Raw genomic sequence first — 22,772 nt, 5'->3', positions numbered from 1 at the left:
GCTCAGCCGCCCGCCGCCGGGCGCGGGCGCTCCATCAGCACGATCGCCTCGCCCTTGTATTCGGCGGCGTCGTAATGAACGAAGCCGGCGCGCTCGGCGACGCGGATCGACGGGCGGTGGCCGCTCTCGATCAGGCAAACGGTGCGGTCGATGCCGTGCGTCGCCTCCATCCAGCCGATCGCGCCGAGTACCGCTTCCGTCGCATAGCCGCGCCCCCAGGCCGCCGGGCTGAGCACCCAGCCGACCTCCGGCGCCGAGTCGAAGCGCGCGCCCAGCCCGCGCCGCCCCTCGAAGATGCCAACGTCGCCGACGAAGGCGCCGGCGCGGGTCTCGACCACCCACATGCCGTAACCGCGCACCGCCCAATGGCCGAAGTAGCGCAGCAGCCGCTGCCAGACCTGTTCGCGCCCCAGCGGAATACCGCCAACATGGGCGACGACCAGCGGGTCGCTCCACAGCGCATGAAGCGCGTCGAAATCGTCCTCCCGGTGACGGCGGAGGACAAGCCTGTCGGTTTCGATCATCCGTTGACCTTAAAGGCTTTTTCCCTCGCGCAAAATCATCCGCGACAGGTGGCTAGTCCCGGCAGAAGCCCTCGCCCGTTTTGATCATCAGGCAATCGTGCTTGCCGGCCAGGTATTTGAGGCCGGTTTCATCGCCCAGCACCGCGCGCAGCGTTTCCGGGCGGCCGGCGCGGGTGAAGCGGATGACATCGCCGTCGGCGACGCCGTCGTAGCGGTTCGTCCCATCAAGCAGTGTGACGGTCAGCGTATAGCGGCCCGGCGCGTCGGCTGGTGCCACGTCCAGCGCCAGCCCTTCGACGCCGACCCACTTGCCGATCCACGCATCGGTCGGGCTGGCCGATTCGTCCGGCGGCACCATCTCGAACTCCGGTGGCGGCAGCGCCTGGCCCGGGGGCAGCCGGTCGCGCGCCTCGGCCGCGTTGTCGGCGGGGCCGTTGCCGGAACAGGCGAGAAGCAGCAGCGCGACGGCGGTCAGCGCAGCGGAACGGAACGACATCGGCATTTCTCCCAGGGCTGGCGCGCCAGCCTACAGGCGGCAGGCGCGGCGGGAAAGCCGGGCGGCGGCGGCCCCGCATGCTGACAAAGGTGGCGCGCGCGGCCGCAAGTGCCTAGAGAGCCGCCATCCGACTCATTCGCGGACACAGAGCCATGCCCCGTTCCATCGCCATCGCCTCCGATCACGCCGCCTATGCGTTGAAGGCCGCACTGGTCGAATGGTTGCACGCGGAAGGGCACGCCGTGCAGGATCTGGGCACCAACGGACCCGATTCCGTCGATTACCCCGATTTCGGCTACCGCCTGGCGGAAGCGGTGGCGAAGGGCGACGCGCCGGTCGGCATTGCGCTCTGCGGGTCCGGCATCGGCATCTCGATCGCGGTCAACCGCAATCCGGCCTGCCGCTGCGCGCTGGTCGACGAGCCGCTGTCGGCGGAACTGGCGCGGCGGCACAATGACGCCAACGTCATCGCGATGGGCGGCCGGCTGGTCGGCCTCGACATGGCCAAGGCCTGCGTCACCGCCTTCCTCACCACCGAATTCGAGGGCGGCCGCCACCAGCGACGCATCGACAAACTGACCCACCCCAGCAGCGCGAAGGAGCCGGCATGAGCACCAACCCCAGGACCCTGAACGACGTTCAGCCGGACGGCTTCTTCACCCGCGGCGTCGCCGAAGCTGACCCCGCCGTCTTCGCCGGCATGACCCGCGAGCTGGACCGCGAGCAGAACCAAATCGAACTGATCGCGTCGGAGAACATCGTGTCGCGCGCGGTGCTGCAGGCGCAGGGATCCGTCTTCACCAACAAATATGCGGAAGGCTATCCGGGCAAGCGCTACTACCAGGGCTGCGCCCCGTCCGACACGGTCGAGACGCTGGCGATCGAGCGGGCGAAGCAGTTGTTCGGTTGCGGCTTCGCCAACGTCCAGCCGCATTCCGGCGCGCAGGCCAACGGCGCGGTGATGCTGGCGCTGACCAAGCCGGGCGACACCATCCTCGGCATGAGCCTGGACGCCGGCGGCCACCTGACCCACGGTGCCCGGGCGGCGCTGTCGGGCAAGTGGTTCAACGCCGTCCAGTACGGCGTCCGCCCCGACGATCATCTCGTCGATTTCGATCAGGTCGAGCGGCTAGCGAAGGAGCATAAACCGACGCTGATCATCGCCGGCGGTTCCGCCTATCCGCGCCACCTGGATTTTGCCCGCTTCCGCGCGATCGCGGACGAGGTCGGCGCGCTGTTCATGGTCGACATGGCCCATTTCGCCGGAATCGTCGCCGCCGGGCTGCACCCGACGCCGTTCGGCCACGCCCATGTCGTCACCACCACCACCCACAAGACGCTGCGCGGCCCGCGTGGCGGCATGGTGCTGACCGATGACGAGGCGATCGCCAAGAAAATCAACTCGGCGGTGTTCCCCGGCCTTCAGGGCGGGCCGCTGATGCACGTCATCGCCGCAAAGGCGGTGGCGTTCGGCGAAGCGCTGCAGCCGTCGTTCAAGAGCTACATCGCCGCCGTGCTGGAGAATGCGAAGGCACTGGCCAGCCGGCTGAAGGAGCGCGGCGCCGATCTGGTCGCCGGCGGCACCGACACCCATCTGGCGCTGGTCGACCTGCGGCCGTTGGGCGTGACCGGCCGCGACGCCGACGAGGCGCTGGAGCGCGCCGGCATCACCTGCAACAAGAACGGCATCCCGTTCGATCCGCTGCCGCCGGTCAAGACCAGCGGCATCCGTGTCGGATCGCCCGCCGGCACCACCCGCGGCTTTGGCGTCGCCGAATTCCGCGACATCGGCGACATGATCGCCGACGTGCTCGACGGGCTGCGCGCCAAGGGCGAGGCCGGCGACCCGGCGGTGGAAAAGGCTGTCAACGATCGCGTCCGCGCGCTGTGCGCCCGCTTCCCGATCTATCCGGAGGCGTGATGGTGACGGCGCGCGGGCAGCGGCGGACGCCGCGCAAGGCGGCGTAGATGCGCTGCCCGTTCTGCGGCCACGAGGACAGCCAGGTCAAGGACAGCCGGTCGACCGAGGACGGCGCCGCCATCCGCCGACGGCGCCAGTGCGAGGGCTGCGGCGCGCGCTTCACCACATTCGAGCGCATCCAGATCCGCGAGCTGACTGTGATCAAGGCGGAAGGGCAGCGCGAGCCGTTCGACCGCGACAAGCTGGCCCGGTCGGTCTCGATCGCCTGCCGCAAGCGGCCGATCGAGCCGATGCGGCTGGAACGACTCGTCTCCGGCATTCAGCGCCAACTGGAAACCGCCGGCGACAGCGAGGTCCCGGCGAAGCGGATCGGCGAGCTGGTGATGGACGGCCTGCATGCGATCGACCATGTCGCCTACATCCGCTTCGCCAGCGTCTACAAGGACTTCACCGAAGCCCGCGATTTCGAGGATTTCGCCGGCACTATCGCCGGCGTCGGGGCGCCGGAATGACCGCTGCGAACCGGGCATGACCTTTCACGTCTATATGCTGCGCTGCGCCGACGGCAGCTATTACACCGGCCAGACCGACACCCTCGACCGCCGCATCGCCGAGCATGAGAGCGGCGCGATCGGCGGCTACACCGCGACCAGGCGGCCGGTGGCGCTGGTGTGGAGCGAAGCCTTCCAGACCCGCGACGATGCCCGCGCGGCCGAGGCACGGATCAAGGGCTGGTCGCGCGCCAAGAAGGAGGCGCTGATCCGGGGGGACTGGGCCGCGCTGAAGACCGCCGCGGTGCCGCCGGCAGAGCGTGGGGTTCGGGAGGTGCCGGATGTGTCAGACGTGCATCCCTTGCCGATACGTCCCTCGACTGCGCTCGGGATGGACGGATTGGGGGATAGGGATAGGGATGGGGATGCGCAGGCACCCCGCCCCTCACCTCTCTCCACCCATCTATCCCGAGCGCAGTCGAGGGACCGTCCCAAGCACCATCGGGGAGCCATCCCGAGCGCCGTCGAGAGACGCACGGATCAGCAATGCGTGGAATTGCCCCCCACTCAGCCCGTGATCGTGCTGGTCCGCCCCCAACTGGGCGTGAACATTGGCAAGGCGGCGCGGGCGATGTTGAATTTCGGGTTGACCGAGATGCGGCTGGTCGCGCCGCGCGACGGCTGGCCGAACCCGGATGCCGGGCCGGCGGCGAGCGGGGCGGATGTCGTGCTGGAGCGGGTGCGCCTGTTCGATACGGTCGCCGAGGCGGTCGCCGATTGTGCGCATGTCCATGCGACCACGGTACGCAAGCGCGGGGTGACCAAGCCGGTGCTGACACCGGCGCAGGCGGCGGACGCGATCCATGGCGCCAGCGGGCGCTCCGCCATTCTGTTCGGGCCGGAACGGTCGGGGCTGGAGACCGAGGACGTGGCGCTGGCGCGGACGATCGTCACCGTGCCGATCAACCCGCAATTCGGCTCGCTCAACCTGGCGCAGGCGGTCAACCTGATCTGCTACGAATGGTCGAAGGGCGAGGCGCTGGCCAGCCCGACCGAGACCCCGCTCCTGCCGCCGGCGCCGCAGGTGGAGCTGGACGGCCTGATCGCCGCGCTGGAGGCATTGCTGGAGCCGGCAGGCTATTTCTATCCGCCGGATCGCGCGCCGGCGACCCGGCTGACCTTGCGCACCCTGTTGACCAAGCCCGGCTGGAACAGCCTGGAGGTCCGCACCCTGCGCGGGGTGCTGAGCGCGCTGGCCCGGCCCCGGCGGCGGTAGCGGCAGATCACGGTTAAACTTTACTGCGTCCCTCGACTGCGCTCGGGGTGGATGGGGACTAAAAAGCGGTCACTCTCCCCGTCCACCCCGAGCGTAGTCGAGGGGCCACCCCGAGCGCAGTCGAAGGACGCAAAAGGCCCAGCGCCGGCCCCTCACCGCTTGCGGTCGAACACCTCGAATTCATACGCGATCGAGGCCTCGACCAGCCAGTCCCACAGGCCGGCGGCAACGTCTTCCGGCACGCCGGCGGCAGCGGCCGAACGGCGGGCGTTGGCGATGACCTGGGCCTTGCGCGGCTCGTCGCGGACGGCGCTGCGTTCCGGCTTGATCCGCGCCGCGGCGTCCATATACCCGAAACGGGTGGCGATGAGGCGCATCAGCGCGCGGTCGACGGCGTCGACCCCGGCGCGCACTTCCAGCATGGTGGCGCAATCCTCCGGCGCCTTTACGGTTTCGTCCATGCGCGCGTCATAGTCCGTGGCGCGGCGCTGTCCACAGCTTGACTTGGCGGCGCCCTCCCGCTAGTCGCCCGCCTTCGCGATGGCCCCGCACCCCGGTGAAGCGGCGGCCCTGCCCCATCCGACGGACAAGCAGAGCGATGACCGGGAATTCCGCCATTCCGGCGGACGTTGTTGGCAATTGCTGAAGGAAGACTCATGTCGAAGCGCACCAGCGCCAAGTACAAGCTCGATCGCCGCATGGGCGAGAATATCTGGGGCCGTCCGAAATCCCCGGTCAACAAGCGCGAATATGGCCCCGGCCAGCACGGGCAGCGCCGCAAGGGCAAGGTGTCGGATTACGGCATCCAGCTGCGCGCCAAGCAGAAGCTGAAGGGCTATTACGGCGACGTCACCGAGAAGCAGTTCAAGAAGGCCTATGTCGAGGCCGCTCGGATGAAGGGCGACACCTCGCAGAACCTGATCGGCCTGCTCGAGCGGCGGCTGGACGCGATCGTCTACCGCGCCAAGTTCGCGCCGACGGTGTTCGCCGCGCGCCAGCTCGTCAGCCACGGCCACATCCTGGTCAACGGCGTGAAGTGCAACATCGCGTCGCGGCTGGTGAAGCCGGGCGACGAAGTGACGCTGGGCAAGAAGGCGCAGGAAATGGCGCTGGTGCTGGAAGCGCAGAGCCTGGCCGAGCGTGACATCCCCGATTACGTCGCCCCGGACGGCGCCGCCAAGATCACCTTCACCCGCGTCCCGACGCTGGACGAGGTGCCTTACCCGGTGAAGATGGAGCCGAACCTGGTCGTCGAATTCTATTCGCGCTGATCGGACGGATCACGGTTTAAAAGAGGGGCGGCCCGGCAACGGCGCCGCCCCTTTTTTCGTCATTTTAATCCCATTTCCGCCCGCAGAAACAGATCGGTCTTACTGAGCAGGTCGGTGCGCGCTTTGGTCGATGGCAGCGAGTGGGACAAGTCCGGATAAGCGACAAACTCCACGCTCTTTCCTGCCTTGCCAAGCCGCGATGCCATAAGTTCGGATTCCTCGATGAACACGTTTTGATCCATGTCGCCGTGGAACAGCAGCACCGGCGCACGGATCGCCTCCACATTCTGGGCCGGCGACGCTTCGCGCAGCGATTCCGCCTGAATGGTTTCCTTGGCGAGCTTGAACGTCGAGGTGTTGCGATATTGCTCCCGCAACAGATTGAAATCGGTGACCGGGGCAATCGCCACGACAGCCTTGAACAGGTCCGGCACCGTTACCGCCGACTGAAGCGCGGCATAGCCGCCATAGGACCAGCCAACGATTGCGAGATGCCGCGGATCGGCGATCCCTTCGCTGACCAGCCAACGTCCGGCATCTGTCACGTCGCCGATCGCCTGCCGCCAGGATTTGAATCCGTTGCCCATCTGCCAGCTGTCGCCATAGCCGGTCGACCCGCGGTAGTTGGGTTGTATCACCGCATAACCGCGCAATGCGAAATATTGGGACAGCCAGTCGAATCCCCATTCGTCCCGCGACCAGGGGCCGCCGTGCGGCATCACGATGGCCGGCAGGTTTTTGGCCACGCCCCCCGGCGGCAAGGTCAGATAGGCAGGAATCCGGGCGCCATCCGCCGCCGGATAGGTGATCGGCTTTTGCTTCGCCAACGCCACGCCGGCAAGTTCGGCACGCGACAGAAGGACCTTGTTCAGGCTTTTGGCCTGCTTGTCGAAAACGAAATAGGTTCCCGGGTCAGTCGCTCCGCCGGCATGGACCAGCAGCTTCCCGCTGTCGTCGCTCGTGTCGACGAGCGTGACCCCCGGGCCTCCGGGCAACGCCCGCGACAGCGCGGAGGCCATGCTGTCCATTTCCTTATCGAAATAGATGATCTTCCGGGCTTCATCGGCAAAGGTGACGCCGATCACCCTCCGCACACGGCCCAGCGTATCGATGCCGTCGACGTCGACAGACGGATTCGCGTAGATCAGCGTTTCCGTGAGCGACGGGTCCAGCGCAATGCTATAGAGTGCCTTGCGCCCGTCCAGCTTACGCAGGCCGTAGACAACGTTCTTGTCCCGATCGATGCGCATTGGAAGGAATCCTTCTTCCTCCAGGGAATTATAGGTTCCCAATGGCTTCCAGTCCCGGCTGTCCGGACCCCGATAATAATGGGTAATCGTTTCCTTCGCGTAGCCGAGCCCGTCATAGGCCCGCACCGCCAGGATCCGCACGGTGCCATGGCTATCGGTCAGATAGTTCTCGCCGTCCCGCCTCGCGATCTCCATGGTGCGTCGCTTGAGCGTGGCGATATCGACGTCGATCACCCCCAGGCCCTCAGCGTCCTTCTTGATGACCGAGCCGATTTTCGCTTCCGGCACGAACCAGTGGGTTATCAGCACATGGTCGGGGGAGCCCGGCATCCAGTCGATTACGTCGCCGCCATTGCCGCTGAAATACAGCGCGTTGGCGCCGCTGCGCTGCGACACGATCCTGACGTTGCTCGTGTCGGTGTTCACGGCGACGAGGCGGGTCGCGTTGACGAACGGAACGTCCGCGGCCCCTTTCCTGGCAATGGAGATATCGCAGAGCAGGCGTTGCTCGGACACCCATATACAGCGGTCGATGATCATCGGCTTGCCGTTCGCGGCCATGGCGATGCGCGGCTGCGGATTGGACAGCGTGGCGGTGTAGAGCGCGTTGCCCATGTCTCCGTACGGCGCGAGATAGGCGATCTGATCGCCCGACGGCGACAGGCTGATGTCCATGACCGACGGGAGCGCCCCGAATTTGGCAGCCAGCGTGTCGGGAGAATCGGCACCGACAAGCGCCGCCATCGCCAATCCGCACAGCCAGAACCGATATCGCATCGAAGCCCCCCAAGGATATCCCCTAACTATTTGATAAACATCCTTGGCCTTGCATTATGCAAGGCTTTTCCTTGTCGCCGGGCCAAGCCGCTGCCATGGCATGGCACCGATGCCCAAAGAGAGTGCTGTGTCCGACGCCATCCTTCCCCCTCCCCCCGAATGGGCGCGCCATGATGCGGTGTGGATCGGGTTTCCGAGCCATGCCGAGCTGTGGGAAGACGACCTGGCGCCGGCACAGGCGGAGGTGGCGGCGTTTGCGGCGGCGGTCGATGCCGGCGGAGCCGGGGAGCAGGTGGTGCTGGTCGCGGCGGACGAAAGCGCGGCCGCAGCGGCGCGGGCGCTGGCGCCGGCGCGGGTTTCGGTCGTCGTCGCGGCGTTCGGCGACATCTGGCTGCGCGATACCGGGCCGATCCTGCTCGGCGACGGGACGGCGCGATCGTTCCGCTTCAACGGCTGGGGCGGCAAATACCAGCTGACCGGGGACGAGGATATCGGCGCCCGGCTGGCAACGGCGCGCGGCATCGCGGTCGAGCGGTGCGCCTGGGTGCTGGAAGGCGGCGCGATCGACGGCGACGGCAGCGGCCTGGCAGTCACCACCGAGCAATGCCTGCTGAACCCCAACCGCAACCCCGGCATGACGAAGGCGGAGGTCGAGGCGCGGCTGCGCGCCGACCTGGGGCTGGAGCGCATCCTGTGGCTGGGCGACGGGCTGGCCAACGACCATACCGACGGCCATGTCGACAACCTTGCCCGCTTCGTCGCGCCGGGCACGATCGCGATTCCGGTCGCCGCCGGGGCGGACGACCCCAACGCGACCGTCTACGCCGACGCGGCGGCGCGGGCGGAAGCGTTCGGATTGACGGTCGCCCCCCTGCCCTCGCCCGGCCGGGTGCTGCGCGACGGAGACGTGATCCCGGCCTCCTACATGAACTTCTACATCGGCAACGCCGCGGTGGTCGTGCCGCTCTACGGTGCGCCCAACGACGATGCGGCGGTCGCGGCGGTCGCGGCGCTGTTTCCGACGCGCAGGGTTGTCGGCCAGCGCGCCGACCATATCTTGACCGGCGGCGGCAGCCTCCACTGCATCAGCCAGCAGATCCCCGCCGTTCAGGACATGCCATGACCGAGATCACCGTCGCCGCGCTGCAACTGGCCTTCACCGACGACATTGGCGAGAATATCGCCAACGTCTCCGCACTGGTGCGCGAGGCGGCGGCGAAGGGCGCGACCGTCATCCTGCCGCCCGAACTGTTCGAAGGCCCGTATTTCTGCCGGGTCGAGGACGAGGGGCTGTTCGCCGGCGCCCGGCCGGTCGAGCGGCACGAGGCGGTCGTGGCGATGCGGGCGCTGGCGGCGGAACTGGGCGTGTTCATCCCGACCAGCTTCTTCGAGGCGGACGGGCCGCACCATTACAACAGCCTGGCTATGATCGACGACAAAGGCGCGATCATGGGCGTCTACCGCAAGAGCCATATCCCCGACGGGCCGGGCTATGAAGAAAAATTCTATTTCCGTCCCGGCAACACCGGGTTCAAGGTATGGCCGACGCCGGGCGCGGCGCTGGGCGTCGGCGTGTGTTGGGACCAGTGGTACCCGGAAGCGGCGCGGGCGATGATGCTGATGGGCGCGGAGATCCTGTTTTACCCGACCGCGATCGGCAGCGAGCCGCACGACCCCGATCTCGACACCAGCCGGCTGTGGCGGCGGGCGATGATCGGCCATGCGGTGTCGAATGTCGTTCCGGTCGTCGCCGCCAACCGGATCGGCACCGAGGATGGCCAGCGCTTCTACGGCCACAGCTTCATCTGCGACGAGCGCGGCGACCTGCTCGCCGAATTCGGCGCGGAGGAGACGGGGGTGCTGACCGCGACGATCGACCTCGACCAGGTCAGGCGCCACCGCGCAGCCTTCGGCTTCTTCCGCGACCGGCGGCCGGAGCTTTACGGCCGGCTGGTCGCGGATATCTGACGCAGCGCGATCGCCCGCGCGAACACCGCCGCGAACATCTCCGGCGTCAGCCGCCCGGTATTCTGGTTATAGCGCGAGCAGTGGTAGCTATCGATCAGCACCCGCCCATCGGGCAGAGGATGTTCCGCCAAGTGGCCGAACGGCGCGGCGGCGGGACGCAGGCCCAATATCCGCACCGCCGAATCATGGGCGATCCGGCCGAGCGCGACGAACAGCCGGACCCGGGGCAACGCCGCGACCTGCGCCGCCGCGAACGGGCGGCAGGCGCGCGACTCCGCCGGAGTCGGCTTGTTCTGCGGCGGCAGGCAGCGGACCGAGTTGATGATGATGACGCCGCGCAGGCCGAAGCCGTCGTCGATCCGCGCGTCGTAGCGCCCGCGGGTCAGCCCGAACGCCTCCAGCGTGTCGAACAGCAGCGGCCCGGCGAAATCGCCCGTAAACGGCCGCCCGGTGCGGTTGGCGCCGTGCTTGCCGGGGGCGAGGCCGATGATCGCCAGCCAGCCGTCCGGATCGCCGAACGCCGGCACCGGCGCATTCCACCAGTCCGGGTGCTCGGTCCGCGATTCCTGGCGCAGCGCAACGAGGCGGGGGCAGCGCGGGCAGTCGTGCGGTGGTTCGGTCGCGGCAAGCGGGCTTTCGACGGGCATGGCGATGAGTTAGGCGCGCGGGCATGGTGACGACAAGCTATGTGATCGCGCTCGGCGCCAACCGCCCAAGCCGGAACGGCGCGCCGGAAGCTGCATTGGCCGCCACGCTCGCCGAACTTGGCGGGGCGGCATCGCCCATTATCCGCACCGCACCGATCGGGCCGTCGATCCGCCGCTACGCCAATGCCGCCTGCGTCATCACCAGCCCCCTTCCCCCGCCGGCGCTGCTGGCGGTGCTGAAGCGGATGGAGCGGGCCGCCGGGCGCCGGCCGGGCCGCCGCTGGGGCAGCCGGCCGCTCGACCTGGACATCATCCTGTGGTCGGGGGGTGCCTGGTCCTCCCCCGGCCTCACCATTCCGCACCCGGCGTTTCGCGAGCGCGGCTTCGTGCTGGAACCGTTGGCGGCGATCGCGCCGGACTGGCGCGACCCGATCACCGGCCTGACCGTCCGCCAGCTTCACGCCCGGTTGACCCGGCGGCGACCGGCTTATAGGGCGACCGCCTCTGGGGGCTCGTAGCTCAGTCGGTAGAGCAACGGACTTTTAATCTGTAGGTCCCGGGTTCGAATCCCGGCGAGCCCACCAGCCTTCTCCTCTGCCCCGGAATCGCCAATTGCATCCGGGCTTGCGCGCCGTAATATGCGGCGACGCGCCTCGCGCACCAACGGCTTTTGATTAGGGATGCCACGATGAAGAAGATGACCGCACTGGCCTGTCTGGCGGGCCTGATCGCGCTGGCGGGGTGCAACACGATCTCCGGCGCCGGCAAGGACGTCGCATCGGTCGGCAAGACGGTGTCGAAGACCGCCGAAGGCGCCAAATAACCGCTCAGCCGAGCGCGGCGCGTACCCGTTCGCGGTATTCGGGCGGGCAGATCAGCAGGTCCGGCAGCGCCGTGTCCGCCGCATTATAGGCGCAGGGGCTGCCGTCGATCCGTTCGGCGATCATGCCGGCGCCGAGCGCCACCGCTACAGGCGCGGCATTGTCCCATTGGTGCTGGCCGCCGCTGTGCAGGTAGATGTCGCCCTGCCCGAGCAGCACCGCCATCGCCTTTGCCCCGGCCGAGCCCATCGGTACCACCTCCGCATCGAGGGCGGCGGCGACGCGGGCGCATTCCGGCGCTGGGCGGCTGCGGCTGACCAGCAGACGCGGCCGCGCCGGCCGTTCGACCGGCGGAGGGGGGGCGTCGGAACGCAGCACCAGCCCCTGCGCCGGCAGCGCGACGGCGCCGACCGTCGCGTGCCCGTCGATCGCCAGCGCGACATGCACCGCCCAGTCGGCGCGCCCTTCCGCATATTCGCGGGTGCCGTCGAGCGGGTCGACGATCCACACCCGACGTTTCGCCAGCCGCGACAGGTCGTCGACGCTTTCCTCCGACAACACGCCATCGTCGGGCCGCTGCTGGGCGATCGCCGCCATCAGGAAGGTATTGGCGGTGCGATCGCCGGCGTCGCCCAGCGCCTTGCCGCTCAGCAATGCGCTGTCGCGCAGCGGCAGCAGCAGGCGGCCGGCGGTTTCCGCCAGGGCGGCGGCAAGGGCCGCGTCATCGGCATGGGAAGTCATGGCCGCGCCATACGCGATCGGCGGCGCAACGCAAATCGGGAGGGCCGGTGCTTCGGCGGCGGCGTATACGGCGCGGTATCCAGCGCCGCCCCGGTCAGGCGTCCTCGACCGGGCCGGTCGCGCCGATCGCCGGCGCGCGCTGATGCAGGCGGGCGAATTCGACGACCTGGCGGCCGACCAGATCGAGCTGGCCCGATGCCCCCGGGTCGTTGCAGCGCCCTTCGACGAACATGCCCCGGTCGCTCTTGATCGCGGCGCCGAGCGGCGTCGGCCAGCCACGCAGGGCATGGACGATCGAGCGTAGCGTCGCCAGCGTCGACCCGGTCGCCTGCCACCCGTAAGCGGTGACGATCAGGCCGACCGGCAGGCCGTCCAGATAGACACGGGCGTCCTTCGAGGTTTCCTCGACATAGTCGATCGCGTTCTTGACCAGGCCGGAGATCGAACCGTGATAGCCAGGGCTGGCCAGCACCAGCCCATCCGCCTGGCGCACGGCGTCGACCAGCGCCCGGGCCACGTCCGACCCGGGGAGCGCGCCGGGCGCGTAATGCGGCAGGGCGGCCAGTTGCGGCCCGTCGAACAGCGTGACCGTCGCACCTTCCGCCGCCGCCGCGGCCAGCGCCAGGCGCAGCGCCTGCTCGGTGGAGGAATTGGGCGCCGTAGTGCCGCCGATGCCTACGATCGAAAGGGGTTTGGTCATGCCGTGTGGTTGCCAGCTTCGGCGCGCCGGGACAAGATAGTTTATTATTCTACTATTATCTTGCGCTCCGGCGGCGGTTTCTACGGGGCCGAATCACCTCGACCACCGGGTCGCGACTCGGCGACGGTGAGCAACGTGGTCAACGCGTCCAGACCCAGCACCGCGGCGATATCGAGATATTCGATGACGTCAAGGCGGCGCTCGCCCAGCTCGTAGCGCGAGACGAATTGCTGCGGCTTGTTCAACTTGGTGGCGACATCGGCCTGCGAAAGACCGATGCCTTTTCTGGCCTCTATAAGGATAACGAGAAGTTGACGATAGCGCTCGTCCGTAATCCCTTTTGCCATGAACCGCCCCTTTACCAAACATGAGCAGCCAAAGGGCACTGGTAACAATCAGTACACCAAATTGATGTATTTTACAAAACCTAGCCAGAATGCGAAGCTCTGGTTGTGTGCATCGCCAATATAAGGCGTCGTTGCGTAGCCCCGGTATCGGGCAAGAATAGAAAAGATTCTGCGCAACAGGAAATGGGTGGTCGATCTTGGTTTACGTTACGGAAACCAGGTACTGCGCGGTCCGATGCGTGGCCTTTTCTCTGCTGCATGCAAGGGAGGCGGCGTTGTGAATGCCCATTACCGACCGAACGACGGCAAGCCGGCCGGTATGCCCGACCTGACGGTCGTTTCGCTGTCCGGCGACGTCCCCAATCCGCCCGATAAAAATTTTCACGGGGTGGATCGCGACCCCCGGATGCTGCGTGCCGGCCACCTTACCGCCGGCACCGTACGCGCCGTTTGTTACATTCATATGGTTTCGGCCGGCGGCATGATGGCCGAAACCGGGCTGGCGATGGCGCCTCGCGACAAGGTCAGCGTGGAACTGCGGCCGGGCCATCCGATAGCGGGCGAAGTGCTGTGGGTCGACGGCGCGCTGGTCGGCATCCGCTTCGCCGGCTGGATCGATCTGCTCCGCATGCTCGGCAACGACAGCATAGAGGGTTTCACGGCGGCGGCCGGCGGCCGGACACGCACGACGCTTCCGATGCTGCGGCGCCCGACGCCAGGCGACGACCCAAGATAATTCGCGCAGGAGAGCCCCGATGGCACTGGATTATGACAATGTTGACCTGACCGGCATTTCATTTTCCCCGGACGTCCCGATGCCCTCGGACGAACGACGGGGCGACCGGCGCCACCTGTCGATGTACCGATCGGCGGCGCTGACCATGGCCGGGTTCCAGGGCTTGTGCCTGATCCGCAACATCTCCGCCGGCGGGATGATGGGCAAGATCCACACCAAGCTGCCGATCGGCGCGCCGGTCTGCGTCGAGCTGCGGTCGGGTTATGCGGTGCCGGGGCGGATCGTGTGGACCGCCGATTCCATGATCGGCATTCAGTTCGACGAACGGATCGACGTGTTGCAGATCCTCCACGCGCCGAGCGAGGAGGATGCCGCCGGCATGCCGCGCCGGATGCCCCGGCTCAACATCCCCTGTGTCGCCGACCTGCTGCTCGCCAACATCCACTACAAGGTCAACGTCATCGACGTGTCGCAGGGCGGCGCCAAGATCGAGAGCAAGTTCCTGAAGGAAGGCGACGACGTCATCATCACCATCGACGACCTGGTGCCACAGCGCAGCTCGATCGTCTGGTCGCACGACGGCCGCGCCGGCGTATCGTTCTTTCAGCTTCTGCCGTTCGACACGCTGGCGGAATGGGCGATCCGCCGGCAACCATCGTACAGCTAAGGGAGGAGCGGCACCGCCTATACCCGGTCGAGCAGCCGCCGCGCGGCCTTCAGGTGCGGCGCGTCGATCATCCGGCCGTCGAGCTGGAGCGCGCCCACCGCGGGATTGGCGGCAAAGGCGGCGACCACCGCGCGGGCATGGGCGATCGCCGCGCCCGACGGGGCGAAGGCGGCGTTGATGACCGGAATCTGCCCCGGGTGGATCGCCATCATGCCGGTGAAGCCGTCGCGGGCACCGCGCTCGGCATAGCGGCGCAGCCCGTCGAGGTCGCGGAAATCAGGGTAGACCGTCTCGATCGGCGGCACCCCGGCTGCGACAGCACCGAACAGCGCCAGCGAACGCACCATCTGGTAGGGCGCGGTGTAGCTGCCGTCCGCCTCGCGCGCACCAGTGGCGCCGACCGCCGCCGGCAGATCCTCCGCGCCCCAGGTCAGCCCGGCAAGGCGGGGGGTGACGCCGCCATATTCGCCCAGCCGGAACACCGCCGCCGCCGTCTCCGTCGCCACCGGCAGGATGCGGGCGTCGCTGCCGGCAAGCAGCGTGTCGAGCCGGCGGAGCGACTCCGCGCCTTCCGCCTTGGGCAGGACGATGCCGTCGGGGGCGCCGGACAGCACCGCGGCAAGGTCGGCCTCCGCCAGCCCACCGTCGAGCGGATTGATCCGCACGAACAGCGCGCACTTGCGCCGCGCGCCGGTCAGGAAAGCCGCAACCGCGGCGCGGGCAGCGGGCTTTGCCGCGGGCGCAACCGCGTCCTCCAGGTCGAGGATCAGCGCATCGGCGCCAAGGCCCAGCGCCTTTTCCATCCGCTCCGGCCGGTCCCCCGGCACGAACAGCAACGATCGCAGCCTCATTCCCTGCCTTCCGTCGATTTTCCGCCAGCGCGCGTCATGCGGCGATTGCAACCCCGCTACAGGATCGCCTAACCTGCGGACAAGGGATTACGGAAAAAGGGGGATTCTAATGCGCGCTGTTCTGCTTGCCGGGGCGATGCTCGCCGCCCTCCCTGCCGCCGTCATCGCCGGCGCGGCGTTCGCCCAGCCGTCGGCCGCCGCTTCCTCCGCCGCCCCCTCCGCCGCCGACGCCCGGCTCAAGGCACTGTACGAGGCGGACTGGGCCTGGACCAAGGCGGACAGGCAGCAAGTCAAGGCCGGCGATCGCTGGGTCGCGGGCGACCGCCTGCCGGACGTCAGCCCGGCGGCGCAGCAGACGCGCATCGCTCACTGGCGCGAGACAATGGCGAAGCTGGAGGCGATCCCGGTCGCCGAGCTGTCGGCGGAGGAGAAGCTGAACGCCGCCGTCCTCCACGAAGTGCTGCGCGCCAACATCGCCAGCGCACCGTTTCACACCTGGGAAATGCCGTTCAACAGCGACAGCAATTTCTGGAGCGGCCTCGCCCGGGCCGACGACGGCGCCGATGCCGCCGCGCTGACCCGCGCCGTTGCGCGGATGCGGGATATCCCGCGCTATTTCGACCAGCAGATCGCCAATATGCGCGCCGGGTTGAAGCGCGGGTTCAGCGTGCCGCGCGCGACGCTCGCCGGCCGCGCCGATTCAATTGCTCCCTACGCCGAGACCGACCCGGAGAAGAACCCGTTCTACGACTCGTTCCGCACCCTGCCGGCGACGATGCCGACGGCGGAGCAGGACCGGCTGCGCGCTGACGCGAAGGCGGCGATCAGCCAGGCGGTCGCCCCGGCCTATGCCAAGCTGCTCGCCTTCATCCGCGATGAGTATGCGCCGAAGGCGCGCACCACCCTCGCCGCGGAAGCGATGCCCGACGGCAAGGCGTTTTATGCGGCGCAGATCAAGGAGTATACGACCCTCGACCTCAACGCCGAGCAGATCCACGAAATCGGCCTGAAGGAAGTCGCGCGGATCGAGGCGGAGATGCGCGACACCATGGTGCGCAGCGGCTTCAAGGGCGATTTCCCCGCCTATCTGAAATTCCTGAAGACCGATCCGCAGTTCATCGCCAAGACGCCGGACGAGCTGATGGGCGTGTCCGCCTACGTCGCCAAGCGCGCCGACGGCAAGCTGGCCGAGCAGATCGGCACCCTGCCCCGCTTCCGCTTCACCATCATCCCGGTGCCAGACGCGATCGCGCCTTTCTACACCGCCGGGCGCGGCGGGCTGAAGGCGTGCATGATGAACACCTACGACCTGCCGTCGCGGCCGCTCTACAACATCCCGGCGCTGACCCTGCACGAATGCGCGCCGGGGCACAGCTTCCAGGCGGCGCTGGCGCTGGAGCAGCCGGCGGACCGGCCGGAATTCCGCCGCGCCACCTATTTCTCCGGTTATGGCGAGGGCTGGGGCCTGTACACCGAATGGCTGGGGCGGGAGATGGGCATCTACCGCAACCCCTACGAGGAATTCGGCCAGCTTTCCTACGCGATGTGGCGCGCGGTGCGGCTGGTGATCGACACCGGCGTCCACCATTACGGCTGGAGCCGCGACAAGGCGATCGCCTACCTCGCCGACCACACCGCCCTGTCGCAGCATGAGGTGGAGACGGAGGTCGACCGCTATATCAGCTGGCCGGGCCAGGCGCTGGCCTACAAGCTGGGCGAGTTGACCATCCGGCGGCTGCGCGCCAAGGCGGAGGCCGAACTGGGCGCGAAATTCGACAAGCGGACGTTCCACGACGCGATCCTGTCGACCGGCGCGCTGCCGCTGCCGGTACTGGAACAGCAGATCGACGAATATATCGCGCGCGAGAAGGCCAGGGCCTGACGCCGCGACTCGGCGGATCGATACGGAACACGCGGCCGGGCCCCCGCCCGGCCGCTGGCAAGGACTACAAGCATGGCCGGACTGTTTTTCGAGCAATTCGTCGAGGGGCAGAGCTTTGCCCATGAAATCCGCCGGACGGTGACCGAGACGGACAACATGCTGTTCTCGACGATGACCCACAATCCGGCGGCGATCCACATCGACCACGAATATGCGAAAACCACGGAATTCGGCCAACCGCTGGTCAATTCGCTGTTCACGCTGGGGCTGATCGTCGGCCTGTCCGTGCAGGACACGACGCTCGGCACCACCGTCGGCAATCTGGGGTTCGAGGACGTGACCTTCCCCAAGCCGGTGTTCGTCGGCGACACGCTGCGCGCCGAAACCACCGTCGTCGGCGTGCGCGCCAGCAAGTCGCGGCCGACGCAGGGCATCGTCACCTTCGAGCATCGCGGCCTGAACCAGCGCGACGAACTGGTCTGCCGCTGCCGCCGCGCCGCGCTGATGCTGCGCGGCGACGGCTGACGGGCCAAGCAAACGGAAAGGCCGCACCGCCGGCGCCGCTCCACGATGACCGCCCCGCTGCTTTCGTGTATGATTGCCGCGCATCAATGCGCGGGAGCAATCGGCCATGCACCATAAACGGCACCGCACCCGCAATCGCCGCGCCGGCTGCAAACTCTGCAAGCCATGGAAGGTAAACGGCGTCCGGACCGAGCGGCTGGGTGGCGAGAAGTTCAGCGACCATGTCCGCCGCATCGCCGCGCCCGATACCGCCCTGCCTTAGTCGCGGGCGCGCGGCGACATCCCACGACGCAACTTCACTTCGGATATGAAAAAGGCTCGCCACCCCATTGGGAAGCGAGCCTTTTTATGGTGGGCGTGGCAAGGATTGAACTTGCGACCCCTGCGATGTCAACACAGTGCTCTACCACTGAGCTACACGCCCATCGGAGGCGGGCTTTAGCCGGGCACCTTGGCCCGCGCAAGCACCGAATGCGCCGTGACGCCGCTCAACTCTGGCCCGACAGGCTGCCGATATCGAACATCCGGTCGATCTCGGTCACCAGTTCGCGCAGGTGGAACGGTTTCGACAGCACCTTGGCCTGCGGCACCGCCTTGCCGGCGCGCAGCGTCACCGCCGCGAAGCCGGTGATGAACATCACCCGCATCCCCGGCGCCTGTTGCCCGGCGCGCTGGGCCAGTTCGATTCCGTCCATTTCCGGCATGACGATGTCGGTCAGCAGCAGGTCGAACGCGTTGGGCATCAGCAGCGGCAGCGCGGCGGTGCCGCGATCGACCGCGGTGACCGCATAACCGGCCTTTTCGAGCGCCCGCGTCAGATACTGGCGCATAACCTCGTCGTCTTCGGCCAGCAGGATCCGGATCATCGAAACCCTCATAATCGTTGGCGCCGAAAACCGGCCGCTGACGCGCTCTTATGCGCCTGCCTCTTAATAATTTCCAGCTTCGCGCGGGATTGATCGCATCGGCGGATCGCGCCAAGGTTGGCCGGTGTTCGACTTTATCGCGCCGAGCGGGCCGATGGTTCCGGTCATTCTGTCCGTGCCCCATGCCGGTCGCTGCTACCCCGCCGACACCGCCCGGCTGGCGCGGGTGCCGGCGGATCGGCTGGTCGCGCTGGAGGATCGGCATGTCGACCTGCTCGCCGCCCACGCCCCGGCCGCCGGGGCGGCGACACTGGTCGCGCGGACGCCGCGGGCGTGGATCGACCTCAACCGTTCCGAGCAGGATGTCGATCCGACGATGATCGACCCGCCGATCGCTTTTGGCCGGGCGCCATCGGCCAAGGTGCGCGGCGGGCTCGGGCTGGTGCCGCGCCGGCTCGCCGGGATCGGCGACCTGTGGCGGGCGCCGCTCGCGCGCGGGCAGCTCGACGCGCGCATCAACGCCGTCCACCGCCCCTATCACGCGGCGCTGGCGGCGGCGATCGCTGCCAGTCGCGACCGATTCGGCGTCGCGGTACTGCTCGACCTGCATTCGATGCCGCCGCTGGGCGGGGAGCGGCCGCCGGAGCTGGTGCTGGGCGACCGATTCGGGCTGAGCGCCGGTACCCGCTTCACCGCCCGCCTGCGTGGCGAGGCGGAAGCGGCCGGGCTGCGGGTTGCGCTCAACACCCCCTATCAGGGCGGCCACATCCTGGAGCGCCACGGCGCGCCGGGGCGCGGCATCCACGCGGTCCAGATCGAGGTCGACCGCGCCCTTTACCTGGCTAGAGACCTGCGCGCGCCCGATCCCTCCGGGGTTGCGCGACTGGCCCGCTTCATCGCCCGGTGCGTCGGCGCACTGGCGGAAGAGGCGCTGGGCGGCACGCTGCCGGTCGCCGCCGAATAGCCCCGATAGAAAGAAGCCACCCCGTGCGAAGCACGGAGTGGCCAAGGCTCAGGGAGGAAGCACATCCGAGGATGTGCCAACCCGCAGGAAGTGAAAGGGGGGAAAACACCTCCACGGGCCAACAAGATATGGAACGCGGCCGTGTGGATTTCAAGCCGCAACCAAAATTATTTGAACCGCAATGGGGGAGACCGCGCCACAGCCCCGCCCCATCTGCGCGCCCCGGCCGTCGGGCGCCGGTTACGCCGCCGCCGTGCCCATCATGTCCGGCAGCTTGCCCATGCGGACCTGCCGGCCGAACAGGTCGCTGACCAGGCCGAGCGAGAACAGGTGGGCATAGAGCAGCGGCAGCATGCCGTTCTGCGACCATTTGCGTAGCTGGTCGCCGCGCATGTCCTTCAACTTGTCCTGATCGACCATGCGGAAGCCGCGATAGACGAACGGCTGCTCCTGCTCAGGCTGCTCGATCTTGACCTCGCCGTCGATCAGCAGGCCTGATCCGTTCAGCTCGGCCATGAAAGCGGTGGTCTGCGCCGCTGCCTGCTCGAACCCTTCGCAGAATTGCAGGATCGACTTGGTCGCGTCGCTCGGCTCGCCGTCGACGAACAGCGGCGCGCCTTCCTCACCCGGGCCGATCGCCTCGCTGGTCGGGTCGAAGCACAGAGACAGCTCGTCGGTGTCGGGGCGCAGCCGCGCCAGCATGAACGGGTAACGGCGGATATAGGCCGGGACATAGGCCTCGCGGCTCATCCGCCCGTCTTCGCCGATCATCGTGTTCATGCCGGCGTTCAGCGCCATCAGCGCCAGCGGCACCGAACTCTCGCCGGACGAGAAGACGATCGGGAAAGAACGCTGGCACGGGATGAACTCCTCGACCGCGATCGGCACCGCATGCTCGATCGCCAGGAACGGCAGCGCGTCGGTCGGGCGGGTATGCCAGTCGGCATGGTCGTTGCTCGAAAGCGGGACCAGGTCCTTGTAGAAAAGCGGCAGGTTCGCCGGCGGCTGGCTGGCCATGTTCAATTCTCTCCACGTTGGTTGCGGTCCGGCGGCCGCCGGGGCGTTGCAATGGCTGGCGGGTCTATGGCCTTGGCGGTCATGACGCAAGACGGACCAGCTTGCCGGGGTTCATGATTCCCTGGGGGTCAAGCGCCCGCTTGATCGCGCGCAACGCCGCCAGCCGGGCGGGATCGCTCAGCCGCTCCAGTTCGCCGAGCTTCATCTGACCGATACCGTGCTCGGCGGAGATCGAGCCGCCGGCGGCGGTGACCAGGTCGTGGACACGGGCGCTGGCCGCCTTGCCGGCGCCGTCGGCCCAGTCGGCTGGCGATCCGGCGGGGGCGCGGACGTGGAAATGGACGTTGCCGTCGCCAAGATGGCCGAAACCGCTGGCCTGGGTGCCGGGAAACTCCGCCTCGATCGCCGTTGCCGCCTGCAGCAGGAAATCGGGCATCGCCGCCACCGGCACCGAAATGTCGTGCTGCGCGGCCGGCCCGCTGGCGCGCTCCGCTTCCGAGATCGAATGGCGCAGGCGCCAGAACGCGTCCTCCTGCGCACGGTTGAGCGCGACGACGGCGTCCTCGCCCAGCCCGGCGGCCAGTGCGACGGCCAGCGCCGCTTCCAGCCGCTCACGGGCGTCGGCCCCGACCAGTTCGATCAGCGCGTGCCAACGGTGGGCGCCGGCCAGCGGCGCGCGCGCGCCGGGGATGTGGCGCAGCACCCGGTCAAGCGAATCGGCGGGGATCAGCTCGAAACTCTCAATTCCGCCGGGCAGCGCCGCCTCCAGCCGGCGGAGCAGCGCCAGCGCGGTGTGCGGCGTCTCCAGCCCGACCCAGGCGACCGCGCGGTCGACCACCGCCGGAACCAGCCGCAGCGCGGCGGCGGTGACGACGCCCAGCGTCCCCTCCGCGCCGATCAGCAGTTGGGCCAGATCGTAACCGCGGTTGTCCTTGCGCAGCGCCGACAGGCCGTTGAACAGCGTACCGTCGGGCAGCACCGCCTCCACCCCGGCGACCAGCGCCCGCATCGTGCCGAAACGCAGCACCTGGGTACCGCCGGCGTTGGTCGACACCAGTCCGCCGACGGTGGCCGATCCCTTGGCGCCCAGCGACAGCGGAAAGCGGCGCCCGGCCGCCTCCGCCGCGTCGTGCAGGTCGGACAGGATCACCCCCGCTTCCGCCACCGCCAGATTGTCGTCGGCGGACAGCGACCGGATGCGGTTCATCCGCCGCAGCGACAGGATCAGGGCGCTGCCGTCGGCCGGCGGCGTCGCCCCGCCGACCATCGACGTGTTGCCCCCTTGCGGCACCAGCGGGGTTCCGGCGGCGGCGGCAAGCGCGACCGCCGCCGCCACTTCCGCCGTGTCCGCCGGGGCAAGCAGCGCCGGAGCGGCGCCGTGGTAGCGGCCGCGCCAGTCCCGCGCCCAGGGCGCGATCGCATCCGGGTCGGTGATGAAACCCTTCGGCCCGAGCAGGGCGGCGAAGCGGTCGAGGGCGGTGGAGTCGATCATCGCGCGGTCATAGCGCAACCGCGCAGATTTGCATCTTGAACGGCGCCTCAATTAATCGGGCGTTCAACCGGGCTGGGCCATGCGCGTCGCCCTGATGGAACTCTGGGCTTGAGCATCGCGCTTGTCACCGTCCTGCTGCTCGCTGTCGCCGCTCCGGCGGCGGAGCGCGTGGAATATGCCCAGGTCATCATCCGCGAACGGGTGATCATCCGCGTGCCGACCGCGCGCCCGCCGCGCCCCGCCGAATGGCGCGAACGCCGCGGGCCGGCCTGCATCCCCGCCGACCAGCTCGCCGGGGCGGAGGTGACCGGCGAGGACAGCGTCGACCTGCGGCTGAAGGGCGGCGCCCATATCCGCGCCCGACTGAACGGCCGCTGCACCGTGCTCGGCTATTATTCCGGCTTCTACCTGCGGCCGGGCAGCGACGGCCAGATCTGCGCCGATCGCGACGCGATCCACGCCCGGTCCGGCGGGCGGTGCGAGATCGACGAATTCCGCCTGCTGACCCCGAAACGCAGCGGCAAACGCGCGAAACCTTGACA

28 protein-coding genes and 2 tRNA genes are annotated in these 22,772 nt (G+C 68.3%); 17 read left to right on the top strand and 13 right to left on the bottom strand.

Annotation, left to right across the window (positions count from 1 at the left end):
* Positions 1-2: 2 nt before the first annotated feature.
* Both E4A53_RS02280 and E4A53_RS02275 read right to left on the bottom strand, forming a co-directional pair.
* A complete protein-coding gene (locus E4A53_RS02280; RefSeq protein WP_136161502.1) occupies positions 3-524 on the bottom strand; it encodes a GNAT family N-acetyltransferase in 522 nt (173 codons plus the stop codon).
* A 52-nt stretch (positions 525-576) separates the two neighbouring features.
* Positions 577-1,020 carry a hypothetical protein gene (locus E4A53_RS02275; RefSeq protein WP_136161501.1) on the bottom strand — a complete coding sequence of 148 codons (444 nt, stop codon included), beginning with the start codon at positions 1,018-1,020 and terminating at the stop codon, positions 577-579.
* Between the two features lie 152 nt (positions 1,021-1,172).
* Here E4A53_RS02275 and rpiB point away from each other — a divergent pair, with 152 nt between their 5' ends.
* From rpiB to E4A53_RS02255, 4 genes are read left to right on the top strand one after another with little or no spacing between them, the layout of a single operon-like run.
* Positions 1,173-1,631 (top strand): ribose 5-phosphate isomerase B, encoded by a 459-nt coding sequence (gene rpiB / locus E4A53_RS02270; RefSeq protein ID WP_136161500.1) that lies wholly within the window; start codon positions 1,173-1,175, stop codon positions 1,629-1,631.
* The gene (locus tag E4A53_RS02265) at positions 1,628-2,941 is read left to right on the top strand and encodes a serine hydroxymethyltransferase (RefSeq protein ID WP_136161499.1); all 1,314 of its coding nucleotides are present in this window, start codon (positions 1,628-1,630) and stop codon (positions 2,939-2,941) included. Before rpiB ends, E4A53_RS02265 begins: the two co-directional genes overlap by 4 nt.
* A gap of 47 nt (positions 2,942-2,988) precedes the next feature.
* Positions 2,989-3,453, top strand: a complete 465-nt coding sequence (gene nrdR / locus E4A53_RS02260; protein WP_136161498.1) for a transcriptional regulator NrdR — start codon at positions 2,989-2,991, stop codon at positions 3,451-3,453.
* 16 nt (positions 3,454-3,469) lie between these two features.
* Entirely contained in the window at positions 3,470-4,708 is a 1,239-nt protein-coding gene (locus E4A53_RS02255; RefSeq protein WP_136161497.1) for a TrmH family RNA methyltransferase, read from the top strand.
* Between the two features lie 152 nt (positions 4,709-4,860).
* Here the strand turns inward: E4A53_RS02255 and E4A53_RS02250 are convergent, their stop codons facing one another.
* On the bottom strand, positions 4,861-5,169 hold the full coding sequence (locus E4A53_RS02250) for a chorismate mutase (RefSeq protein ID WP_136161496.1): 309 nt from the start codon (positions 5,167-5,169) through the stop codon (positions 4,861-4,863).
* A gap of 195 nt (positions 5,170-5,364) precedes the next feature.
* On the opposite strand from E4A53_RS02250, the gene rpsD reads away from it, so the two are divergent.
* Positions 5,365-5,979 carry a 30S ribosomal protein S4 gene (rpsD, locus tag E4A53_RS02245; protein ID WP_136161495.1) on the top strand — a complete coding sequence of 205 codons (615 nt, stop codon included), beginning with the start codon at positions 5,365-5,367 and terminating at the stop codon, positions 5,977-5,979.
* A 59-nt stretch (positions 5,980-6,038) separates the two neighbouring features.
* On the opposite strand, the gene E4A53_RS02240 is transcribed toward rpsD, so the two are convergent.
* Positions 6,039-7,973 (bottom strand): alpha/beta hydrolase family protein, encoded by a 1,935-nt coding sequence (locus E4A53_RS02240; protein ID WP_168694292.1) that lies wholly within the window; start codon positions 7,971-7,973, stop codon positions 6,039-6,041.
* Positions 7,974-8,133: 160 nt separating this feature from the next.
* Between E4A53_RS02240 and E4A53_RS02235 the strand changes: the two genes are divergently transcribed.
* Both E4A53_RS02235 and aguB read left to right on the top strand, forming a co-directional pair.
* A complete protein-coding gene (locus E4A53_RS02235) occupies positions 8,134-9,129 on the top strand; it encodes an agmatine deiminase family protein (RefSeq protein WP_239018093.1) in 996 nt (331 codons plus the stop codon).
* Entirely contained in the window at positions 9,126-9,974 is an 849-nt protein-coding gene (gene aguB / locus E4A53_RS02230; RefSeq protein ID WP_136161492.1) for an N-carbamoylputrescine amidase, read from the top strand. Before E4A53_RS02235 ends, aguB begins: the two co-directional genes overlap by 4 nt.
* On the opposite strand, the gene E4A53_RS02225 is transcribed toward aguB, so the two are convergent.
* Positions 9,947-10,621, bottom strand: coding sequence for a uracil-DNA glycosylase (locus tag E4A53_RS02225; protein WP_136161491.1), 675 nt, complete (start codon positions 10,619-10,621; stop codon positions 9,947-9,949). The two genes, aguB and E4A53_RS02225, sit on opposite strands and share 28 nt — an antisense overlap.
* Before the next feature lie 23 nt (positions 10,622-10,644).
* Here E4A53_RS02225 and folK point away from each other — a divergent pair, with 23 nt between their 5' ends.
* From folK to E4A53_RS02210, 3 genes are all read left to right on the top strand, one after another.
* The gene (gene folK, locus E4A53_RS02220; RefSeq protein ID WP_136161490.1) at positions 10,645-11,139 is read left to right on the top strand and encodes a 2-amino-4-hydroxy-6-hydroxymethyldihydropteridine diphosphokinase; all 495 of its coding nucleotides are present in this window, start codon (positions 10,645-10,647) and stop codon (positions 11,137-11,139) included.
* Positions 11,130-11,205, top strand: a tRNA-Lys gene (locus E4A53_RS02215). Before folK ends, E4A53_RS02215 begins: the two co-directional genes overlap by 10 nt.
* 104 nt (positions 11,206-11,309) lie before the next feature.
* Positions 11,310-11,444: an entericidin A/B family lipoprotein gene (locus E4A53_RS02210; protein WP_136161489.1), complete on the top strand. Its 135-nt coding sequence runs from the start codon at positions 11,310-11,312 to the stop codon at positions 11,442-11,444.
* 4 nt (positions 11,445-11,448) lie between these two features.
* Here E4A53_RS02210 and E4A53_RS02205 read toward each other — a convergent pair whose 3' ends face one another.
* The 3 genes from E4A53_RS02205 to E4A53_RS02195 form a co-directional block, all read right to left on the bottom strand.
* Positions 11,449-12,183 (bottom strand): 3'(2'),5'-bisphosphate nucleotidase CysQ, encoded by a 735-nt coding sequence (locus E4A53_RS02205; RefSeq protein ID WP_136161488.1) that lies wholly within the window; start codon positions 12,181-12,183, stop codon positions 11,449-11,451.
* 94 nt (positions 12,184-12,277) lie between these two features.
* Positions 12,278-12,883: an NADPH-dependent FMN reductase gene (locus tag E4A53_RS02200; RefSeq protein WP_136161487.1), complete on the bottom strand. Its 606-nt coding sequence runs from the start codon at positions 12,881-12,883 to the stop codon at positions 12,278-12,280.
* An 80-nt stretch (positions 12,884-12,963) separates the two neighbouring features.
* Positions 12,964-13,230, bottom strand: a complete 267-nt coding sequence (locus tag E4A53_RS02195) for a helix-turn-helix domain-containing protein (RefSeq protein ID WP_136161486.1) — start codon at positions 13,228-13,230, stop codon at positions 12,964-12,966.
* Positions 13,231-13,417: 187 nt separating this feature from the next.
* Here E4A53_RS02195 and E4A53_RS02190 point away from each other — a divergent pair, with 187 nt between their 5' ends.
* Positions 13,418-13,966 (top strand): hypothetical protein, encoded by a 549-nt coding sequence (locus tag E4A53_RS02190; protein ID WP_136161485.1) that lies wholly within the window; start codon positions 13,418-13,420, stop codon positions 13,964-13,966.
* A gap of 19 nt (positions 13,967-13,985) precedes the next feature.
* Complete coding sequence (locus E4A53_RS02185) at positions 13,986-14,633, top strand: PilZ domain-containing protein (protein ID WP_136161484.1); 648 nt, start codon at positions 13,986-13,988, stop codon at positions 14,631-14,633.
* Positions 14,634-14,650: 17 nt separating this feature from the next.
* Here the strand turns inward: E4A53_RS02185 and E4A53_RS02180 are convergent, their stop codons facing one another.
* Positions 14,651-15,484: an HpcH/HpaI aldolase/citrate lyase family protein gene (locus E4A53_RS02180; RefSeq protein ID WP_136161483.1), complete on the bottom strand. Its 834-nt coding sequence runs from the start codon at positions 15,482-15,484 to the stop codon at positions 14,651-14,653.
* Positions 15,485-15,593: 109 nt separating this feature from the next.
* Here E4A53_RS02180 and E4A53_RS02175 point away from each other — a divergent pair, with 109 nt between their 5' ends.
* The 3 genes from E4A53_RS02175 (at position 15,594) to E4A53_RS14580 (ending at position 18,153) form a co-directional block, all read left to right on the top strand.
* The gene (locus tag E4A53_RS02175; RefSeq protein WP_136161482.1) at positions 15,594-17,366 is read left to right on the top strand and encodes a DUF885 domain-containing protein; all 1,773 of its coding nucleotides are present in this window, start codon (positions 15,594-15,596) and stop codon (positions 17,364-17,366) included.
* 72 nt (positions 17,367-17,438) lie between these two features.
* Positions 17,439-17,891, top strand: a complete 453-nt coding sequence (locus tag E4A53_RS02170; protein ID WP_136161481.1) for a MaoC family dehydratase — start codon at positions 17,439-17,441, stop codon at positions 17,889-17,891.
* A 106-nt stretch (positions 17,892-17,997) separates the two neighbouring features.
* On the top strand, positions 17,998-18,153 hold the full coding sequence (locus tag E4A53_RS14580) for a hypothetical protein (protein ID WP_168694291.1): 156 nt from the start codon (positions 17,998-18,000) through the stop codon (positions 18,151-18,153).
* A gap of 87 nt (positions 18,154-18,240) precedes the next feature.
* Here E4A53_RS14580 and E4A53_RS02165 read toward each other — a convergent pair.
* Positions 18,241-18,315, bottom strand: a tRNA-Val gene (locus E4A53_RS02165).
* Between the two features lie 64 nt (positions 18,316-18,379).
* Complete coding sequence (gene cpdR / locus E4A53_RS02160; RefSeq protein WP_136161480.1) at positions 18,380-18,757, bottom strand: cell cycle two-component system response regulator CpdR; 378 nt, start codon at positions 18,755-18,757, stop codon at positions 18,380-18,382.
* A gap of 124 nt (positions 18,758-18,881) precedes the next feature.
* Here cpdR and E4A53_RS02155 point away from each other — a divergent pair, with 124 nt between their 5' ends.
* Complete coding sequence (locus tag E4A53_RS02155; protein WP_239018092.1) at positions 18,882-19,721, top strand: N-formylglutamate amidohydrolase; 840 nt, start codon at positions 18,882-18,884, stop codon at positions 19,719-19,721.
* 240 nt (positions 19,722-19,961) lie between these two features.
* Here the strand turns inward: E4A53_RS02155 and E4A53_RS02150 are convergent, their stop codons facing one another.
* Positions 19,962-20,738 carry a SapC family protein gene (locus E4A53_RS02150; RefSeq protein WP_136161478.1) on the bottom strand — a complete coding sequence of 259 codons (777 nt, stop codon included), beginning with the start codon at positions 20,736-20,738 and terminating at the stop codon, positions 19,962-19,964.
* Positions 20,739-20,817: 79 nt separating this feature from the next.
* On the bottom strand, positions 20,818-22,230 hold the full coding sequence (locus E4A53_RS02145) for an FAD-binding oxidoreductase (RefSeq protein ID WP_136161477.1): 1,413 nt from the start codon (positions 22,228-22,230) through the stop codon (positions 20,818-20,820).
* 108 nt (positions 22,231-22,338) lie between these two features.
* Here E4A53_RS02145 and E4A53_RS02140 point away from each other — a divergent pair, with 108 nt between their 5' ends.
* A complete protein-coding gene (locus tag E4A53_RS02140) occupies positions 22,339-22,770 on the top strand; it encodes a hypothetical protein (protein WP_136161476.1) in 432 nt (143 codons plus the stop codon).
* The last annotated feature ends 2 nt before the right edge of the window (positions 22,771-22,772 follow it).

The organism is Sphingomonas flavalba (assembly GCF_004796535.1).
GTDB classification, from domain to species: Bacteria; Pseudomonadota; Alphaproteobacteria; order Sphingomonadales; family Sphingomonadaceae; genus Sphingomonas_L; species Sphingomonas_L flavalba.
Note: the sequence above shows the minus strand (reverse complement) of the source record. Positions and strands in the feature narration are given on the sequence as shown.

What these genes read in the sequence shown, in the direction of transcription:
- E4A53_RS02145 (WP_136161477.1), bottom strand. Translation starts at nt 22,230, where the DNA reads ATGATCGACTCCACCGCCCTCGACCGCTTCGCCGCCCTGCTCGGGCCG.
- E4A53_RS02255 (WP_136161497.1), top strand. Translation starts at nt 3,470, where the DNA reads ATGACCTTTCACGTCTATATGCTGCGCTGCGCCGACGGCAGCTATTAC.
- E4A53_RS02185 (WP_136161484.1), top strand. Translation starts at nt 13,986, where the DNA reads ATGGCACTGGATTATGACAATGTTGACCTGACCGGCATTTCATTTTCC.
- aguB (WP_136161492.1), top strand. Translation starts at nt 9,126, where the DNA reads ATGACCGAGATCACCGTCGCCGCGCTGCAACTGGCCTTCACCGACGAC.
- E4A53_RS14580 (WP_168694291.1), top strand. Translation starts at nt 17,998, where the DNA reads ATGCACCATAAACGGCACCGCACCCGCAATCGCCGCGCCGGCTGCAAA.
- E4A53_RS02180 (WP_136161483.1), bottom strand. Translation starts at nt 15,484, where the DNA reads ATGAGGCTGCGATCGTTGCTGTTCGTGCCGGGGGACCGGCCGGAGCGG.
- E4A53_RS02200 (WP_136161487.1), bottom strand. Translation starts at nt 12,883, where the DNA reads ATGACCAAACCCCTTTCGATCGTAGGCATCGGCGGCACTACGGCGCCC.
- E4A53_RS02205 (WP_136161488.1), bottom strand. Translation starts at nt 12,183, where the DNA reads ATGACTTCCCATGCCGATGACGCGGCCCTTGCCGCCGCCCTGGCGGAA.
- E4A53_RS02175 (WP_136161482.1), top strand. Translation starts at nt 15,594, where the DNA reads ATGCGCGCTGTTCTGCTTGCCGGGGCGATGCTCGCCGCCCTCCCTGCC.
- E4A53_RS02250 (WP_136161496.1), bottom strand. Translation starts at nt 5,169, where the DNA reads ATGGACGAAACCGTAAAGGCGCCGGAGGATTGCGCCACCATGCTGGAA.
- E4A53_RS02225 (WP_136161491.1), bottom strand. Translation starts at nt 10,621, where the DNA reads ATGCCCGTCGAAAGCCCGCTTGCCGCGACCGAACCACCGCACGACTGC.
- E4A53_RS02280 (WP_136161502.1), bottom strand. Translation starts at nt 524, where the DNA reads ATGATCGAAACCGACAGGCTTGTCCTCCGCCGTCACCGGGAGGACGAT.
- E4A53_RS02275 (WP_136161501.1), bottom strand. Translation starts at nt 1,020, where the DNA reads ATGTCGTTCCGTTCCGCTGCGCTGACCGCCGTCGCGCTGCTGCTTCTC.
- E4A53_RS02150 (WP_136161478.1), bottom strand. Translation starts at nt 20,738, where the DNA reads ATGGCCAGCCAGCCGCCGGCGAACCTGCCGCTTTTCTACAAGGACCTG.
- rpiB (WP_136161500.1), top strand. Translation starts at nt 1,173, where the DNA reads ATGCCCCGTTCCATCGCCATCGCCTCCGATCACGCCGCCTATGCGTTG.
- nrdR (WP_136161498.1), top strand. Translation starts at nt 2,989, where the DNA reads ATGCGCTGCCCGTTCTGCGGCCACGAGGACAGCCAGGTCAAGGACAGC.
- E4A53_RS02240 (WP_168694292.1), bottom strand. Translation starts at nt 7,973, where the DNA reads ATGGCGGCGCTTGTCGGTGCCGATTCTCCCGACACGCTGGCTGCCAAA.
- E4A53_RS02265 (WP_136161499.1), top strand. Translation starts at nt 1,628, where the DNA reads ATGAGCACCAACCCCAGGACCCTGAACGACGTTCAGCCGGACGGCTTC.
- E4A53_RS02210 (WP_136161489.1), top strand. Translation starts at nt 11,310, where the DNA reads ATGAAGAAGATGACCGCACTGGCCTGTCTGGCGGGCCTGATCGCGCTG.
- E4A53_RS02170 (WP_136161481.1), top strand. Translation starts at nt 17,439, where the DNA reads ATGGCCGGACTGTTTTTCGAGCAATTCGTCGAGGGGCAGAGCTTTGCC.
- folK (WP_136161490.1), top strand. Translation starts at nt 10,645, where the DNA reads ATGGTGACGACAAGCTATGTGATCGCGCTCGGCGCCAACCGCCCAAGC.
- rpsD (WP_136161495.1), top strand. Translation starts at nt 5,365, where the DNA reads ATGTCGAAGCGCACCAGCGCCAAGTACAAGCTCGATCGCCGCATGGGC.
- E4A53_RS02195 (WP_136161486.1), bottom strand. Translation starts at nt 13,230, where the DNA reads ATGGCAAAAGGGATTACGGACGAGCGCTATCGTCAACTTCTCGTTATC.
- cpdR (WP_136161480.1), bottom strand. Translation starts at nt 18,757, where the DNA reads ATGATCCGGATCCTGCTGGCCGAAGACGACGAGGTTATGCGCCAGTAT.